Genomic DNA, 17,039 nt, shown 5'->3' with positions numbered 1-17,039 from the left:
TTCAACGTAAATGCTCCTTGAGATGCCCCTCGGGGCCGAGTGCCAGAAAAGTCTCCACGTGGTTCAGCAGTCCTGCGGCAAACGACTCCGGCGAAAAGTTTCCGGCGATTCTTGCTACCTTGCCACGCAACTCGTCCTGAAGCCGTGCATCACCGATCAACGTAACGATCTTCGCCACCGCATCCTCGGTAGAACTGTAACAAAGACGCGGATCGCCATCGACAATCTCCACTTGTCCACCGCTATCGTGGACAAACGGGAGGCAACCGGTGCGTGCCATCTCGGCGGGTGCCATGCCGAAATGTTCGTCGATCTTGGCATGCAGTCCGAATCGATTGACCGCCAACAATCCGGCTAACTCCCCCCGCGGCAGATTGTAGTGCATCTGCACCCACGGGCCTGCTGCCCGCGCCAGTTCCGCCACGCGGTGGGCGATACCCTCGGCGGGCCTTGCCATATCTTGATGTGCGCAGATATGTAATTCGACGTCGGGTACCTTGGCGCGGACAAGGGCCATCATTTCGATCATCCAGTCCATGCGTTTGGAGCCCTCCATCCGCCCAATGGCAACGAAGCCGTTGCGCCTTTGGTTCCAGGGAATGGGAGAGAGGGAACCGGTACCGGGCGGATACAGCACCTGGCTCGGCATATCGAAGAGTTCACGGATCTTGCCCGCGGTCCACTTCGAATTAGACAACGTGAGATTCCGGCGCATTCGATCGAACGAGTAGCGGGAAAGCGCCGCCCACTTTGGTGTCCTGCCTCGAAGCACGGCCGCCGCCAATTTCGGCCACGGCGCGCTGCCCGGGACCTGATTCCGCCAGTCCGAATGGCCCATGTAGGGGTAATGGATGTATTGGATGGCGGGGCGGCCCAGATCAGCTTCCAACGAGCAACATGCGAATGCTACGTCGAACTCCTCGGATAACTCGCGCGCCCGCTTCAGCATCACATTCACGTGCTGGAATCTTGATGTGTCCGGAATGGAGCGGACCAACAACCGCTCTGCGATAGTCGGCCCCTCGTATCGCCATTTGCACTCTGTCAATTCAGTGTCAAACCACCGGTCGACGGCTTCACAGTCAGGTGGTGTGTAGCACATCAGGGTCACATCATAGTGCCGCGACAGTGTCTGCAGCACGTGGGCGCTCACGCCGTACCCGCCGCCGCCTGGGCCAAATTCCTCGCTGAAGAGCAGGAGGCGTTTCTTCATCACGCTGCACTCCGGTGGTTGGCCATCAGTTGATTGTAGAAGGCACACTGGCGCCGGCCAAGGGCGGGCCAGTCGTGATTCAGTTCAACAAAGTGCCGGGCGTTCCGGACGAGACTTTGCCGCAGCACCTGGTTCGTGAGAACGGAGACGATCTGCCCCGAGAGCGCCTCCGGTGTGTCTCCTATCATCAACTGTTCTCCCTGCGAGACCGCCAGCCCCTCACAGCCGATGCTCGTCGACACAACCGGCCTCTGCAACGCCATGGCCTCGAGGATCTTCAGGCGCGTCCCGCCGCCGGCTCGCAGCGGTACCAGGCTCAGCCGGCAGCGGCGGTAATACGGCAGGATCTCGGGCACGTCGGGATGCAGTTCGAAAGCTCCGGTTTCGGCCAATGAACGAAGGTCCGCGCCGGGATTGCGGCCCACCACGACTAGGCGAACGTCGGGAACCTGCGTGCGGACTCGCGGCAGGATCGCGTCGACCAGCCAGCGGACGGCGTCGGCATTGGGCGGATACCCAAGGGTGCCGATGAACAGCAGATCGTTGCCCGCCTCGGGTTCCGGCAGGGGCTGCAGCGAGCCGCAGTCCACTCCGTTCGGAATGACGCACACGGGCGGCTGCGGTGCCTGCCGCCGAACCCATTCCGCCTCAGCCTCCGATACGGCGATTACCCCGTCGAAACGGCGGGTCCAAGCCGCTTCCCAATTGCGCATCGCCATCGCCTTGAGCCAGGCCGCCGGGCTGGTCCGTTTCATCCGCGCCATGCTGGCGTACTGCCGTTCTCCAATGTTGTGGAGAGACTGGATTCTGATGCAGGCCGGCGGAATGGCTGTCAGATAGGGAGCCAGAAACGAGTGTTCCAGTTGAACAACGTCCACCTGGTGGCTTTGGGCCAGCTCGGAGATGCGATCAGCGAAATCAGGGAAGTAGAACGGAAAGGTAGCCAACGGCCGCCCCGCCGCCAGGTGTGCCGGTAAGGCCGTTGCCGGCCTGCCGGCGGGTGGCGAATACGTCTCAACTGACCGGCAGAAAGAGGGCAGGGGACCCAGGTCGCTGGGGAACCGGTCGTCCTTGCAGAAGCTCAGCAGATGGACTTCCGCTTCCTGGGCGATGGCGCGCAGCAGGCTGTGATCCCGGATCTTGCAGCCTTCAGAAAGTGGATAAGGCAGTCCGTAGGTCACAGCCAGGAACTTCACGCCGCCCGCACCACGTTCGAGCGGAGTTCCTGTGAGGCGGCCCGGCTCAGTCCCAGCAGCAGGCCGATCCCGGACAGGCAATAGATCAGCCAGTGCATCACTGCCGTGCGTATCGCGAACCACAGTCCGTGGGTGTTTGCCGCCAGCCGCAGCAGATCAGCGTTGAGAAGCAGGAAGACCGCAGCCAGCGCGGCAAACAGGACGGGATTGAGGATGCTGGCCGCCAGCAGGTAGCTGACCGGTACGCTCAGCACATTCTTGTAGCCGGTATTCAGGTCGGCCCGGAAAATACGATGCCGGATCATGAGCTCGGTCCATGGGATGGCCCGGTAGTGCAGGTCGGAGATCAGCAGGCCGCGCAGTGTGTAATACTTCGCGTGACTCGCCATCAAATCCTTGCACAGCCGGATGCGATGGCCGGCCTTGTGCATCCGGTAGCCCAGGTCGATATCCTCCAGGGCCAGCATCGATTCGTCAAAGCCGCCGCACCCTAGAAAGACCGGCCGCCGTACGAATCCATATCCACCGCAAAACGTCACAGCGTCAGGCATGGCCTGCTGGTGAGTGTGATGGTGCACCAGATTCTTATACCGGGAGCAGAAATTCGTGGGCAGGCTGTCGCGCTGGTACGACGCAAACAGGGCGGACCAGCCGGGATTCTCATCCAGGTATTGAACAGCCTTGCGGATAAAATCCTGCGGGATGTTCACATCAGCGTCCAGAAAGAACAGGATCTCCGCGGTACTGGCATCGACCCCGATATTCCGGGCTCGGGACGGTCCGCCGCGGGTAGGCAATCCGATGACCTTTACCGGGAACTGCCGGGCGATGACGGGTGTGTTGTCGGTGGAACCGTCATCCACGACGATAATCTCCGCCAGGCCTTCCGCGGCGATAAGGGCGTGCCGCAGGCAGTCCGCCAAATGCAGTTCGCCATTCAACACCGGGATCACCACCGAGACCCGCGGATAAGATGTGTCAGGCGTCCTTATGTCGTACCTCCAATTGCGGCATGCCCCAGCAAGGAACACCCATGTCGTGAGCCATCATGGCGAAGCCTTCGGTTTCGATCTCTCCGGGCACCAGACGGCCAGCGAGCCGCGCGAGCCAGCCCAGGGCCCTGCCGCCGCGCCTGCGGGCTTTGGGGTGCAGGCGGCCGTAGGGGAACGGCGGAAATATCAGGCCTTCCCGATGAAGATCGGCCCGGACCAGCAACATAGTCCCGCCAACGGAATCCAACTCGACCAGTTCGCCGCGTCCGCGCAGATCGTGCATCAGCAGGCTCTGCTGATCCTTCCAGGCATTCCAGTCGAAGCTCCGCCCGCCGGGCACTTTCACGCAGTGCGGATGCACGATGTCTTTCCTGGTTGCCAGAAGCCTGTTCAATACATCGGGCGGATAGTCGACCAGATCCACGTCAATCCACAACGCCCAGTCCGCGTCGCCGAGTGCGACACTGGCCAGATAGTTGCGGCTGCGGGCCAGTGCAGCCCGGCGCGGAAGCTGCTGGCTGGGCGCCCAACGCGGCACGCCATCCGGCAGATGAAATCCGAAATTCCGATTCCACACGCGAGCGGATTTGAAATGCGGCTGGAGTTGTGAGAGTTTCGATTGGAGTTGAAGCAGGGTGCCGTCCGTACTGTCGCTTTCCAGTAATCCCAGCGACAGCCGTTCGCGTGGATAGTCCAGTCTCAGCAGGCACTCAAAGTAACGATCCAGATGCGGAGTTGCATCCTTCACCGGGGTCAAAATACAAACCCTGGGCGGCATTGAGCCGCCAGGGACGGAACCCGGCATCGCCTCGGACTGCTCCACACTCTCCTCCGTACGGCTGCGGAACACAGAAAAACCTCACAAACCGGGCCCACCGTTCCAGTCCCGTCTGATTTTTGCGGCGTGCTATTTGTGGCCACTGCCGCCTGGACCTCGCTGTGAGGCAAACCAGCTCTAACTGCCCGGGTTGGTGCTCCGTTGCCGAAGCCGCTCTTCCGCAGAGAATGTCCTAAGGTAACCCAAAGGGGTCGATTTCGCAACACTGTTGACCCCCAGGTGCGTCCGGCAAGCGCCTCTTGCAATATGTTCAAAAGCATACAGTTGATCGCTGAACCCCGGCTCTGGCGTCGTCGCGGTCAAACCTCTATTGAGGCATGAGCGCGCTATCGCTATACTGTCGCATTGTGAACTTGATTCGGAAAGCACGGCCCTTCGCCGCGTTCCTACTGGTGGTGCTGGCCTTTCAGTGGCTGTCTGGAGCGTACACGAAACTCCTGGACGGCAATTACGACGAAGCCTCTCACTATTTGACCTCGCTGCTCGTGAGGGATTATCTGGCTGCCGGGCTGCCAGGCAATCCGCTGCATTACGCGGAAAATTACTATCTGCATTATCCAAAAATCGCGATTGGTCATTGGCCGCCGGTTTTCTATCTGGTGAACGGTGTGTGGCTGCTGCTCCTGCCCTTTGGCCCCGCCTCCTGCTTCGTACTGTTGGCGCTCACCACGGCTGGCCTGGCCGCCCGCATCCACGCCTACGTTCGCCGCAGCGCACCGGATTGGGCCGCCTGGCTGATCTCGCTGCTCTTCCTGACCCTCGCGCCGGTCATCTCTTCCTCCATTGAGCTCATGTCCGAGATTCTCCTGGCGTGGCTTGTACTCGAGTCGTGCTGGGCGTTCTCTGCCTGGATGAAGACGCCTACCACCGGTGCCGGCGTCAGGTTCACCGTCTGGTCTTCCCTGGCCCTGCTCACGAAGGCCGTCGGGATCGGCCTGGCCTTCCTTCCGCCCTGCGCCATCCTGCTTTCGCGCCGCAATCGCCTGTTCGCCAAACCGTCTCTCTATCTGGCCGGGATTCTGGTGGCCGCCGTGGTGGGCCCCTGGTACGCCCTCGCTCCGGGCGCTCGTCATGAAGCGAGTGGCCACAAATTCGCAGGACTGCTCGGAGTCAATCTGCCCACGAGAACCGTTAAAGCCAACGCGGCCAAGTACGATGTTGCGATCGAAACTGCGGAATTCTTCTACCGCGCACGCCGTTCCCTGCTGGCCGTGCCTATCCTCTTCAAGTGGCTCGGCCCCCTCGTGATCGTGGCAATGCTGGGTGCGTGGCGCGCCGCCCGGCTGGGTGATGCCGATGCGCAAGCTGTGCTCGGTGTTCTATTCGGTTTCCTGATATTTCGCTTCGTCCTGGTCAGTGCGGCCTGGGAACCGCGCATGCTGATACCTGTCGTGCCGCCTCTCCTTTGCTTTGCCTGGGTTGGACGGACCTGTTTCACCTTTCGCCATGCGTCGGCGTGTCTCGTGCTGCTCGTGGCCTGTGCCAGCGGCTACAACCTGACGGCCGCTCCGCGCCATGCCGGGTCCCCCGCCGGTGAAGCGGCCGCCTGGATCAGCGCCAGTTCCTCCGAAACATACCGCACGATCCTCGTCTCCAGCGATGGAGCCGTGGAAGGCGCGTTGGCCGCTCTCATCGCCGACAGCGATACGCACAGGCCCAGCCGGTACGTCGTGCGGGCGTCCAAGCTGCTGGCCGTCACCTCATGGAGTTCGTATGTCTATGTACCCAAAGCTACTGACGAGGACGCTGTCTTACGGGCCCTGGATGCCGTTCCAGTCGATCTGGTGGTGCTCCAGCCGCTCAACAGCAAGTCCGCGTTTCACGAGATCCTGATGGATCGCACCGTCCAGCACCATCCCGGCCGGTTTCGGCGCATCCCCGTGCGGGATAGCAGCCTGGCGATCTTCGAAGTCGTTGGAAGGCAAGGACCAAGGCCCGTCGGCGATCCCAAAATCGACATGTTCCTTTTCGGGCTCGGACGGAACCTTTCCACTCAGGAGGGGGCTGCATCTCCTCAGAAGTAGAGAGGAATCGCGGAACGGCTGCTATCCTGATGAGTACTCCATGCCCGAACCACCTTCCGTCCTTTCCCCTGTGTCTGAAGCGGTTACCAGCGGCATCCGTGTGGAAGTCATCGCGCGGCACACGCCGGAGCACTCCCAGCCCATGCAGGGCAAATGGGTCTTTCAATACACCGTCCGCATCACCAATGAGAGTGCGGAAACCGTTCAACTCGTCAGCCGGCACTGGATCATCACCGATGCGATGGAGCACACCGAATCCGTCATCGGGCCGGGCGTGGTCGGCAAACAGCCGGTGCTGGCGCCCGGCGAATCGTTCAAATACTCGTCCTGGTGCCCACTGAAGACGCCAACCGGCAAAATGCACGGCACCTACCAGATCACCCGCACCACCGGCGACCAGTTCGATATCGTAATCGCACCGTTTGCCCTGCGCGCCCCCTATACCGTCCACTAACCCCCCGCCGTCGACTCTTGTAACGAATTCCTCGAAACACAGTTGAGGCTTGCCCTCTCGTTCAGGCATCGATATGATACCCCTATAGTATCTATGCCTAAGAAAGAAATGCCTGCCGGCGCACTGGTCCTGCTGATTCTGCGTGTGCTGCACTCCGGCCCTGTGCACGGCTACGCCATCGCACAGAAGATCTACATGCTTTCCGCCGAAGTGCTGCATGTGGAGGAGGGCTCGCTCTATCCCGCGCTGCAGAAGATCCTGCTGAAGGGCTGGGCGACCTCGGAATGGGGGCTTTCCGAGACCAATCGAAAAGTCCGCTTCTACAGCCTGACCCCGGCGGGCCGGCAGCAGCTCGAAACGGAACTGGCGGACTACAGCCGCGTGGCCGAGGCAATCCAGTCCGTACTGAAGACCGCCTGAGAGAGGGAGCCATGAGCGACATCTTCCGCCGTATCCAATATCTGCTGAACCGCCGCCGCCTGGACGAGGAGCTCGCCGGCGACATGGAGTTCCACCGGGAAATGGCCGAGCGCGGGGGCCGCCGCAACTTCGGCGATACGCTGCGGCTGCGCGAAGATGCCCGCGAGGCGTGGGGCTGGATGTGGATCGACCGGCTGGGGCAGGATCTCCGCTACGCCGTACGGGTGTTGCGCAATGCGCCCGGGTTCACGCTGGCGGCTGTCCTCATGCTCGCCCTGGGCATCGGGGTGAACGTCGCGGCCTTCGGTTTCTTCAACCTCATTGTGCTGAAGCCGCTGCCGGTGCGGGACCCGGACACGCTGCTGCGCTTCAAACGCAGCGCGCCGGAGCGTTACGCCTACGCCCTTCCTTACCAGGAGATGGCGTTTGTCCGCAGCCATACCAAAACGCTGTCCGCGGTGCTGGCCCTGAACACGGCGCGCTTGACGATGGAAGGCAAGGAAGGCCCGGCCTCGGTACACTTCGTCACGACGAACTTCTTCAGTGAGCTGGGCGCGGCGCCGAAATTCGGCCGTCTGCTGGACGAGGCGCGGGACGAAGCTCCGGACGCGCCGCTGGTGGCCGTACTGAGCCACGGCTTCTGGCGCGGTCAGTTCGGCTCCGACCCGGCCGTCGTCGGCCGGACCATTCGCCTGAACGGCCGGCTGCTGTCGATCGTCGGCGTCGCCGCGGAGGAGTTCAGTGGCCTCAGCATGGACAAACCGGATCTGTGGGCTCCGCTGGTCCAGCAGCCCCAGATCGTCACAGGCAGCCACCTGCTGACGGATCTGAAAGAAGGCGCCGGGGTGCGGACCTGGGGCCGCATGCAGCCGGGCGTCACGCCCCAGGGCGTTGAGCAGGAACTTCGCTACATCATCGCGGACTTCCGGCAGCAGCATCCGGCGGAGATCTGGGAGAAGGAATCGCTGGCCAGCCAGCCGGGCGGCTACGCGAAAAGCCTGATGATCGGCGACCGCAGCGGCACGGGCACGGAACAGCCGGACAAGCTGTATCCGCTGGCGGTGCTGATCGGGTCGCTGGTCTTCCTCATTCTCGCGGCGGCGTGCAGCAACCTGGGCGGGCTGCTGTTGGCGCGCGGCGTTTCGCGGGAGCGGGAGATTTCGATTCGTACGGCCATCGGCGCCGGAACCGGCAGGCTGATCCGTCAGTTGTTCACAGAGAGCGTGGTGCTGGGGCTGCTGGGCTCGGCCGCGGGCCTGGCTTTGGGCTGCCTGGTGCTGAAGCTGATGATGGTCTGGACTGGAGCTCCGGATTGGCTCGACCCGACTCCGGACTGGCCCGTGACCGCTTTCGCGACCGGGATCGGCTTCGTCTCGGCCATCCTCTTCGGACTCGCGCCCGCCATCCAGGTGGCCCGGCAGCGGCACCGGTCGACCTTCTCCAAGCAACTGCTGATCGGGGCACAGGTGGCTGCCAGTTGCGTCCTGCTCATCGTGGCGGGCCTGCTGATCCGCGCCCTGGACCACGCGCTATCGGCGAGTCCGGGCTTTGAGTACGAGAAGGCCATCGCGGTCATGCCGGGCCTGGGCTCGCACGGCTACACCCCGGAACAGTCGCGTGCGTATGTCGACGCGTTGAAGGACCGGATGCGCGAACTGCCCGGCGTGGCTTCGGTTTCCGCCACGGCGACACCGCCACTGGCCGGCAGCAACGTGATGGTGGTGGGCGTCACCATCGATGGCCGGCACCTGGATGTGCACTGGAACCGCGTCGATCCCGGATTCCTGGAGACGATGAAGATTCCGATCCGCGCGGGCCGGACCCTGACCTCTTCCGATACGGCTGGAATTCTCATCAGTGAGAGCCTGGCCCGCAAGTCGTGGCCCAACGAGAACCCGCTCGGGAAGCACTTTCTTTCCGGAGAGGACCCGACGGGCGCGCAGGTGCCGTACACCGTCATCGGCATCACCCGGGATGCGCGGATGGACGCGTTGGAGGATCCTGACTCCGTGGATGCGTACATGTTGCCCGGCAAGGACGATCTGACGAAGATGGCCGTCGTGGTGCGCATGTCCGGCTCGCTGGAGTCGATTGTGCCTGCCGTGTCGTCCATCGCGCGGTCTATTGATCCGCGGGTCCATCCGCGAGTTCAGACCTTGAAGGGCGCCTTCCAGCAGAAGATGGAAGGCATCGAACGGGGGACCGCGGCGGCGGCCGTGCTGGGCGCCAGCGCACTGTTGCTGGCCTGTCTCGGCATTGTCGGCCTGGTGGCGTATGCCGTCTCGCGCAAGATGAAGGAGATCGGGATCCGCATGGCGCTGGGCGCGCGGCCGGGCCACATCCTGTCACTGGTGCTGATGCAGTTCTCGCGACCGGTGGCGGCGGGGCTCATCGTCGGCGTGGGGGGCGCGGCGGCCTTGTCTGACCTGCTGCGGCGGCAGTTGTTCGGGATCAGCCCGCTGGACCCCGTCGCTTACGTCGCCGCCACCGCGTTGTTCATCGCTACGGTGGTGCTGGCCGCCTTGATCCCCGCGCGACGGGCTCTGCGCGTGAATCCGACGACCGCCCTGCGTTGCGACTGAGCGGCGCCCTCGCACAAAAAAAGCCCCGGGGCGCAATCCCCGGGGCATTTCGTTCAGATGCGAACCGCTTACTGGGCCGGAGCAATCTGCAGTCCGTCCACCGCCACGGCTCCGTTGGTGCCCTGGTTGGTCACCGTCACGGTGAACTCGGCCGGCAGGTCGTAGGTCCCCAGCCAGTCGGCGGGTTGCCGCTGGTTCACCGTGGCCTGGTAGGTCTTGCCGCCGCCGGAGATCTGCACCGGCACATTCGTCGCCTGCTTGGCGAAGGGCGGATACAGCAGCTTCACCCGGTAGCGCCCGGCCTTCTCCATCTTCACCGTGAACTGCGCCCGCGCCTTGCCGTCGCGCGCATCCATGTCGTCGAAGTAGGAAGGGCCCAGCGTGGGTTTGTGTGCACGGCTGCCTTTCCAGGCCGGAGTCAGTTCAGCGAACTGGCTGTCGATCACCGTGCCTTCGAGCTGCCGGGGATCGATGTCGCCCTTGCTGAGCGCTGCCGGAGCTTCCAGCACCTGCTTATCCGCCAGCAACCGCTCTCGCAGTTTCGGATAAGGAACGTCTTGCACCGCCTGGTTGGCGTCGATGGCCAGTGCGGCGGCCGTGGCGGCCGATTGGCCCAGCACCATGAAGACCGGCTCCATGCGGATGGAACCGTAGGCGATGTGGGTCGCCGACAGGGCCACGGGCACCAGCAGGTTCGAGGCCTGGTCCTTCTTCGGGGTGATGGCACGGTAGCCCACCGGGTAAGGAGGGAAGCCGCCCACCTGAACGTTGCCTTCATTCCGCACGAAACCGGCCTTGGTGACGTAGCGCTGGACGTTGTGCGAATCCATGCCGTAGGCGCCCATGCCGACGGAGTCTTCCACGATCTCGCGGGCCATCACGTGGTGCTCCGTCATTACCAGCGCACCGATCATGCGCCGCGCTTCTCGAATGTAGAGCTGCGTCGGCCAGCCGCCGTTCTCGGTGAACTCGTCCTTCGGCAGGCCCCACTGCTTGTAGTACTCACGCAGCTTCGCCGGCACGCGCGGGCTGTTCTGCAGGGTCCACATATAACCCTTCTGATAGACCTCGTGCCGCTTGTTGATCTTCTCGCGCTCGGCGTAGCCGGCCTCGGGGTAGCTCCAGTCCGCGCCCATGTAGTCGGTGGAGACCGCACCGTGGTTGTTGGTGTCGGTCTTCATGTTGGGGATCGGGTCGTACTTGCTGGACGGCTCGTGATACTTGCCCGTCTCGGCAAACCGTAGCAGCAGTTCGTGATCCTTTTCGTCGTAGCCCGCCGGCTTCTCGATGGGCAGCCGGTTCTTTGGATCGTTCGTCAGGCACATGCGGTAGCAGTAGGCCTGGATCCGCTTGTCTCCCTTGCCCTCTTCGCCCGGACCGGTAGGATCGATAATCGGCAGCAGGCCGCTTTCCGGCTTGCCCTTGACGACATACGGATCCACGTTCGCGCCTTCCGGGAACTGGTGGTAGTGGAAGTGATTGGGCTGCGAACCGTTCCAGGTCTCCTTGTAGTCGGAGTTGTTCTCGCGGCCGATCGCGTACGACACGCCGGCCATGCCCATCAGGTCGCCTTCATAGGTCGCATCGATGAACATCTTGGCTTCATAACGCGTACCACCTTCCAGCACGATCGCCTTGATGCGCCCGTTCTCCTTCACCACTCCCTTGCCGGGGCTGAGATCGAGCCGCGCTTTCTGGATCACCTTGACGCCCGCCTCGGCCAGCATCTCTGAGTACAGCGCGCGGGCCACCTTGGGTTCGAACGTCCACATCGCATCTTCGTTCTTGGCGTTCGGGCCCTTGCGGCGCTCGAAGTACTCGTCCCTCGTCTCCGACGTCCACACCTTCGGATCCTCGTACTTCTTCTTGATGCGTTGGTAGAACTCGCGGGCAATGCCGCCCACGACGATCTTGTTGCCGATGTCGGTCCAACTCAGGCCGCCTGTGGTTAGCCCGCCGATATGAGTGCCGGGATCGAGAACGACCACCGTCTTGCCCATGCGCCGCGCCTGGATGGCCGCGGCCAGCCCGCCGGATGTTGCGCCGTAGATGAGGATGTCGGTTTCCGGACCCGTGCCGCTGCAGGAAATAGCAGTGAGTGCCAGCAACGGAGCCAGCAAAGCCGCGAACCCTCGGCGGAGTAGTGTTTTCTTCATAGGTTCTTCCTTGAGGTACTACTTCGCCGCCCGGCGGTCCCACGGCACGGGCCCTTTTCTGGGAGCCGGGGCATAGCGTTTCCTGATCGTGGCCAGGCCTTGATTCTGGAACTCGATGCCCGCTTCGAATACCGCGCCTTCGTCCTTCAACTTCTTCTGCAACTCGGGCACATTGATGTCCTGCAGCGTGGATCCGCCGCGGATGGCCAGCGCCGCGGCAATGCCCGCCGCATGGCCCAGGATCATGTACTGCGGCTCCATGCGCATGCTGGAGTACGCAATATGGCTGGCCGAGAAGCACACCGGGACCAGCAGGTTCGTCACTTCACTCTTCTTGGGCACCAGCACCCTGTAAGGGATCTGGTAGGGCTGCACGGGCACCTGCACGTCGCCCTCGTTCTCCACAAAGCCCTTGGCGTTCACGAACCGCTGCAGGTTGTGCGAGTCGGAGTTATAGCTGCCCATGCCGATGGCATCGGGCTTGGTCCGCTCGGTCTGCAGATCCTTCTGCGTGGACACGAACTCGCCCACCATGCGGCGCGCTTCGCGCACGTAGAGCTGGTTCGGCCAATGGCCGGTGTCCTGGAACTCATCCTTCGGCAATCCATAGCTGCGGACCTCGTCCTGCAGCTCCTTCGGGACGCGCGGATCGTTCGCCAGGAAGTAATAGAAGCCCTTCTGGTAATCCTCGTGCTCCTTCCAGATCTTCGCGCGCTCGGCGTAAGTGCCCTCGGGGTAGCCGTAGTTCTTGCCGATGTAGTCGGTGGAGAAGCCGCCCCGATTGTTGAGGTCCAGCTTGCCGTTGGGGATGATGCGGAACAAGCCGACTTCGTTGAAATTCACCGGCCGGCCCATGTACTTCGTCATCGCCGTCAGGTAGCGCGCCAGCAACTCATAGCGCTTTGGATCATAGCCGTCGGGCTTGGGCCAGGGCAGCCGGTTCTCCGGCACGTTCGTGGCGATCACGCGGAAGTTGTAAGCCTGGATCCGCTTGTCGGCCGTGCCCGGCTCTCCACGAGGTTCGGCCGAGACTTCGGGCAGCAGCTTGCCCTGCTCGTCGCGCGCCGGAATGTCGACCGCGAACTGGTGGCTCTCGGTCACCGCGCGTACGCCGGCCAGCGACTCGCCATATTGACTGATGCCTTCGCGGCCGTAGGTGTAGGTGACCTTCGACTGCGCCATCAGGTCGCCCTCATAGGTGGCATCGGCGAAGACCTTGGCCCGGAACCGGGCGCCGTTCTCCGTCACGATCTCAGTGACACGGGAGCCTTCGCGCTTCACGCCGTCTTTCTCTCGCAGCCGGTGGTGCTCCAGCAGCGTGACGCCCGCTTCCTTGAGCATCTCTCGCATCAGGGACTCGGCCACGCCCGGCTCCGGCATCCAGGACAGTTCCTGCAGGTGCCGGTCCATCTGGTAGCGCTGGCCCGCGCGGTAGTAGAACTCGAGCGACAGTCCGCCGATCACTTCGCGGCGGCCGACGTCGGTGCCCGACAGGCCTCCGCTGATCATGCCGCCGATATGGTTTCTGGGTTCCAGCAGCGCAGTCTTCAGGCCCTGGCGGGCGCCGGAGACGGCGGTGGCAAATCCGGCGGCGGTGCCGCCATAAACGACAAGGTCGTATTGCTGCTGGGCAGCGGCCGAAGCCGCTGCCAGCAGGAGAACAAGGAACATTCTCATGGATGGATCCTCGCTCAGGTTATTAGAACGTCAGGCGCATGCCAAGCTGCATGCGGCGCGCTTCCAGCGAACTGAAGATGCGGCCGAAGTTGGCATTGGTGTTCACGCCCGCGGCGTTGGGTGAGAAGTTCGTATCCGGGCCGTTCAGGTTCACGGCATTCAGGGCGTTGAACATCTCCCAGCGGGTCTCCAGACGGTAGCGCTCCATGAACTGGTAGGTCTTGAAGACCGAGAAGCTCACGTCCAGCAGGCCCGGCGTGCGGGTGCTGGGCAGTGTGCGGGGCGCATTGCCGATCACGAAGTTGGCCGGGTTGCGGAACGCGTCGGTATTGAACCACTTGTTGGCCGACTGCGTACCGCCGGGCAGCGAGGGATCCGCCACCAGGTCCGGATAGTTGATGCCCGTGAAGTTGTTGCTCCCGCGCACGACCAGCGGATTGCCGGTCTGGATGGTGGCGATGCCGTTGAGCTGCCAGCCGCCCAGGGCTGCATCCACCACACGGTTCATGCCGGTGCCGAACTTCTTGCCGCGGCCGAAAGGCAGTTCCACGACGCCGCTGGTGACGAGGCGCTGCGAAACGTCATCCTGGTCGATGGCGCGGTCCAGCCGGCGGTTGTAGGCGCCGATACGGAAGTCGGCCGCGGACGTGCCGTTGCCGCCGCCGCCGATGCTGATCGTATCCGACATCAACTTGCTCTTTGTGTAGCTGGCCAACGCCGAAATACCGGAAGAGAAGCGCTTCTCGACCAGCACCTGCAGCGAGTGATAGGTGGAGCTGGCGTTGTTCGCGGCGAATGTTGTCACCGACTGGTAGTCCGGGAACGCCCGCAGCAGAACCTGCTTCTGCACCGTGGCGCCGGACAGCGCGCCCGAAGTGATCTGCCCGAAGAACGGGTTCTGCACCGTCGTCTGCAGGTCGAGACCCATCGCAAAGTACTTCGGATCCAGCTGGTTCAGGTTGTAGTTGCCGCCGAACAGCTTCACGCCGCGGCTGCCGGCATAGACGGCGCTGGCCGTCCAGCCCGCCCACAGCGAACGCTGCACGGTGAAATTGAACGACTGCACATACGGCGTCAGCCCGTGCCGGTCCTGATACTGGCCGTTGAAGCCGCGGAAGGCAGAAGGGCCGCCCTGCGCGCCGGCCGGCTGGAGGATCGTCGACGGACCCTGGCTGAACTGGAATGCCTTCACCGGGACGCTGCCCGAACTGGTGAACGGCGTATCCACTGAGAAGCCCAGCGCGTTGGAGTTATCGCCCTGCGTATGGCCGATCTCGGAGATCGTGTAAATGATGCCATAGCCGCCGCGAATGGCGGTCTTGCCATCACCCTTCGGATCCCATGCAAAACCGATGCGCGGACCGAAGTTGTTCTTGTCCAGGTCCACATAGCTGGACGGAACACCGTTGATGCCGCTGTAAGTCATGATGCCCGGCATCTTGGTCTCGGGGTTCATCACGAACGGATCAAAGCTGGAATGCCGGTCGTGCAATTCCGTCGGCCCGCCGCTGATGTCGTAGCGCAGGCCCAGGTTCAGCGTCAGCCGGCGGGTGATCTTCCAGTCGTCCTGGAAATAGACGCCCAGCGGCAGCGAACGGTACTGGAAGAAGGGACGGAAGCCGATCTGGCCGCCGCCGACTTCGCCCAACAGATAGGAAGCCATGCCGAACCCGGTGTTGGCCGGAACCAGCGGATTGCCCGTCAGCGAAGCGCTGAAGTCGAAGCGGCCCGAGGGGTTCGAGCGGTTGATGAAGCTCAGCCGCGACCAGCGCAGATCGAAGCCTGTCTTGAAGTTGTGCTTGCCGTGTACGATCGTGACGCTGTCGACAATCTGCACGTATTGCTGGGCACGCAGGCCGGCCGAGAAGCTCGGCTGCCCAATGGTCATCAGGCCCGAGATCTGCACCGGCGGGAACTGATCCTGCGGAATCTGCGAGGGGTAGCCCAGCTTGGCGGGCCAGCCCTGGTCAAAGCTGGGATGCTTGAACGGCAGCCACTGGCGCGAACCGGCGAGGCGGAAGTCGTTCACGATCGAAGGAGACACGACGCGCGTATAGCTGAAGATCGCGTTGTGGTTGTCGCGCTGGTCGTCGCGGGCCACGGAATCGGCCTCTTCCAGGCCATAGCCGCGGTTGCGCAGCGTGTTGCGCGTACCCGAGTAGCGGAAGAACAGCATGTCCTTGTCGGACAGCCGATGGTCGACGCGGCCGGTCGTGACACCCTGATCCGAGCTCGATGGGATCAGTGCAATGTAGTTGTTGGCGGCGGTGTAAGGATCGGTCGCCGTCGCGTTCGCCGCCGGCATGTAGGCCAGCACGCGCTTGGACAACGGATCGATGCGGTTCGCCGGCACAATGTTGCCCGGCAGCGGATCGCGGACATAGCCGGAGCCATTCGGATTCGCGCGCGTCGTGGCGGGATCGAACAGCGCAATCAGCGCGCCGGACCCGTTGCGCAGGTTCGAGAAGTCGCCATCGCGCCATTCGGGCTTGGCCACCGTGCCGAGCCGGGGAGCACCGGTCGAGCGCCATCTCCACTGCTCATACCCTGCGAAGAAGAACGTGCGATTGCGCCCGTCGTACAGCTTCGGAATCCGAACCGGGCCGCCTACCGTGCCGCCGTACTGGTTGTAGCGCAGCACCTGCTTGATCCGCCCCGTGCGCGGATCCGGCTGCGTCGAGAACGCGTTGCGCGCGTCGAATGCGTCATTGCGCAGGAACTCGTAAGCCGAGCCGTGAAACTCGTTGCCGCCCATCTTCGTCACGACGTTGATCACGCCGCCCGAGGTCTGGCCGTACTCCGCCTTCAAAGCATTCGTCTCCACGCGGAACTCTTCCACCGAGTCCGACATGGGGACAACCGCAATCTCGTTATGCACCGGCGCCGAGTTGACGCTGCCATCCAATAAGAATTGGTTGCCATACGCCGGGCCGCCGTTAATGCGGATCTGCGAGAACGTCTGGTTGTTGACCTCGGCGAACCCGTCGGTCGAGGCCGTGCGCGGCTGCACGCCGGCCACAATCTTGACCAGGTTGAATACATGGCGGCCGTTCAACGGCAGCTCTTCAATCCGCTTGCGCTCCACGGTAGCGCCCAGGCTGGAATCCTCCGTCTGGACTCTGGGGATCTCCGCGGTAATGTTGACGCTCTCCGTCAGCGCGCCAACCTCGAGGCCGATGTCCACACGCAGACGCTGCGAGACTTCAATCGTGATGTTGGTCTGGTTGAACGTCTTGAAGCCGGGGGCCGTGGCTGTCAGCTCAAAACGTCCCACGGGCAGTTGGGAAATGGAATAAGTGCCATCGGACGAACTGGTGCCCGAGTACTTAAGGTTCGTAGCTAAAGCTGTCGCTGTGACCGTGACATTGGGTACGCCCGATCCTTGCGGATCCGAGATCGTACCCGTGATGGTGCCCAGGGCTGTCTGGGCGGATAGCGACGTGGATAGTAAGATGGTAGCCAGAACCAGGTGGGTTGATCGAAACAT

11 protein-coding genes are annotated in these 17,039 nt (G+C 63.0%); 4 read left to right on the top strand and 7 right to left on the bottom strand.

Annotated features, from left to right (window positions below; translation table 11 throughout):
• Nucleotide 1 precedes the first annotated feature (1 nt).
• From IRI77_RS14220 to IRI77_RS14205, 4 genes are read right to left on the bottom strand one after another with little or no spacing between them, the layout of a single operon-like run.
• Nucleotides 2-1,213 carry a glycosyltransferase gene (locus tag IRI77_RS14220; RefSeq protein WP_194452705.1) on the bottom strand — a complete coding sequence of 404 codons (1,212 nt, stop codon included), beginning with the start codon at nucleotides 1,211-1,213 and terminating at the stop codon, nucleotides 2-4.
• Complete coding sequence (locus tag IRI77_RS14215) at nucleotides 1,213-2,409, bottom strand: glycosyltransferase family 4 protein (protein WP_194452704.1); 1,197 nt, start codon at nucleotides 2,407-2,409, stop codon at nucleotides 1,213-1,215. Before IRI77_RS14215 ends, IRI77_RS14220 begins: the two co-directional genes overlap by 1 nt.
• Nucleotides 2,406-3,365 carry a glycosyltransferase gene (locus IRI77_RS14210; RefSeq protein ID WP_267239384.1) on the bottom strand — a complete coding sequence of 320 codons (960 nt, stop codon included), beginning with the start codon at nucleotides 3,363-3,365 and terminating at the stop codon, nucleotides 2,406-2,408. The genes IRI77_RS14215 and IRI77_RS14210 overlap by 4 nt, the downstream gene beginning before the upstream one ends.
• Before the next feature lie 22 nt (nucleotides 3,366-3,387).
• Nucleotides 3,388-4,251, bottom strand: coding sequence for a glycosyltransferase (locus IRI77_RS14205; RefSeq protein ID WP_194452702.1), 864 nt, complete (start codon nucleotides 4,249-4,251; stop codon nucleotides 3,388-3,390).
• 341 nt (nucleotides 4,252-4,592) lie between these two features.
• On the opposite strand from IRI77_RS14205, the gene IRI77_RS14200 reads away from it, so the two are divergent.
• The 4 genes from IRI77_RS14200 to IRI77_RS14185 all read left to right on the top strand — a co-directional run bounded on the left by IRI77_RS14200 (nucleotide 4,593) and on the right by IRI77_RS14185 (nucleotide 9,719).
• Nucleotides 4,593-6,263 carry an ArnT family glycosyltransferase gene (locus IRI77_RS14200; RefSeq protein ID WP_194452701.1) on the top strand — a complete coding sequence of 557 codons (1,671 nt, stop codon included), beginning with the start codon at nucleotides 4,593-4,595 and terminating at the stop codon, nucleotides 6,261-6,263.
• Between the two features lie 40 nt (nucleotides 6,264-6,303).
• Nucleotides 6,304-6,717, top strand: a complete 414-nt coding sequence (apaG, locus tag IRI77_RS14195; RefSeq protein ID WP_194452700.1) for a Co2+/Mg2+ efflux protein ApaG — start codon at nucleotides 6,304-6,306, stop codon at nucleotides 6,715-6,717.
• 93 nt (nucleotides 6,718-6,810) lie between these two features.
• Nucleotides 6,811-7,137 carry a PadR family transcriptional regulator gene (locus IRI77_RS14190; protein ID WP_194452699.1) on the top strand — a complete coding sequence of 109 codons (327 nt, stop codon included), beginning with the start codon at nucleotides 6,811-6,813 and terminating at the stop codon, nucleotides 7,135-7,137.
• A gap of 11 nt (nucleotides 7,138-7,148) precedes the next feature.
• Complete coding sequence (locus IRI77_RS14185) at nucleotides 7,149-9,719, top strand: ABC transporter permease (RefSeq protein WP_194452698.1); 2,571 nt, start codon at nucleotides 7,149-7,151, stop codon at nucleotides 9,717-9,719.
• A 68-nt stretch (nucleotides 9,720-9,787) separates the two neighbouring features.
• On the opposite strand, the gene IRI77_RS14180 is transcribed toward IRI77_RS14185, so the two are convergent.
• The 3 genes from IRI77_RS14180 to IRI77_RS14170 are packed head-to-tail and all read right to left on the bottom strand — an operon-like array spanning nucleotide 9,788 to nucleotide 17,039.
• Complete coding sequence (locus IRI77_RS14180) at nucleotides 9,788-11,875, bottom strand: FAD-dependent oxidoreductase (RefSeq protein ID WP_194452697.1); 2,088 nt, start codon at nucleotides 11,873-11,875, stop codon at nucleotides 9,788-9,790.
• A gap of 18 nt (nucleotides 11,876-11,893) precedes the next feature.
• Nucleotides 11,894-13,552, bottom strand: coding sequence for an FAD-dependent oxidoreductase (locus IRI77_RS14175; RefSeq protein ID WP_194452696.1), 1,659 nt, complete (start codon nucleotides 13,550-13,552; stop codon nucleotides 11,894-11,896).
• A gap of 22 nt (nucleotides 13,553-13,574) precedes the next feature.
• Nucleotides 13,575-17,039: a carboxypeptidase-like regulatory domain-containing protein gene (locus tag IRI77_RS14170; protein WP_194452695.1), complete on the bottom strand. Its 3,465-nt coding sequence runs from the start codon at nucleotides 17,037-17,039 to the stop codon at nucleotides 13,575-13,577.

The sequence above is a fragment of the Paludibaculum fermentans genome (genome assembly GCF_015277775.1).
GTDB classification, from domain to species: Bacteria; Acidobacteriota; Terriglobia; order Bryobacterales; family Bryobacteraceae; genus Paludibaculum; species Paludibaculum fermentans.
This window is presented reverse-complemented; position numbering and strand designations above follow the sequence as displayed.

What these genes read in the sequence shown, in the direction of transcription:
- IRI77_RS14220 (WP_194452705.1), bottom strand. Translation starts at nt 1,213, where the DNA reads ATGAAGAAACGCCTCCTGCTCTTCAGCGAGGAATTTGGCCCAGGCGGC.
- apaG (WP_194452700.1), top strand. Translation starts at nt 6,304, where the DNA reads ATGCCCGAACCACCTTCCGTCCTTTCCCCTGTGTCTGAAGCGGTTACC.
- IRI77_RS14190 (WP_194452699.1), top strand. Translation starts at nt 6,811, where the DNA reads ATGCCTAAGAAAGAAATGCCTGCCGGCGCACTGGTCCTGCTGATTCTG.
- IRI77_RS14185 (WP_194452698.1), top strand. Translation starts at nt 7,149, where the DNA reads ATGAGCGACATCTTCCGCCGTATCCAATATCTGCTGAACCGCCGCCGC.
- IRI77_RS14180 (WP_194452697.1), bottom strand. Translation starts at nt 11,875, where the DNA reads ATGAAGAAAACACTACTCCGCCGAGGGTTCGCGGCTTTGCTGGCTCCG.
- IRI77_RS14175 (WP_194452696.1), bottom strand. Translation starts at nt 13,552, where the DNA reads ATGAGAATGTTCCTTGTTCTCCTGCTGGCAGCGGCTTCGGCCGCTGCC.
- IRI77_RS14170 (WP_194452695.1), bottom strand. Translation starts at nt 17,039, where the DNA reads ATGTTTCGATCAACCCACCTGGTTCTGGCTACCATCTTACTATCCACG.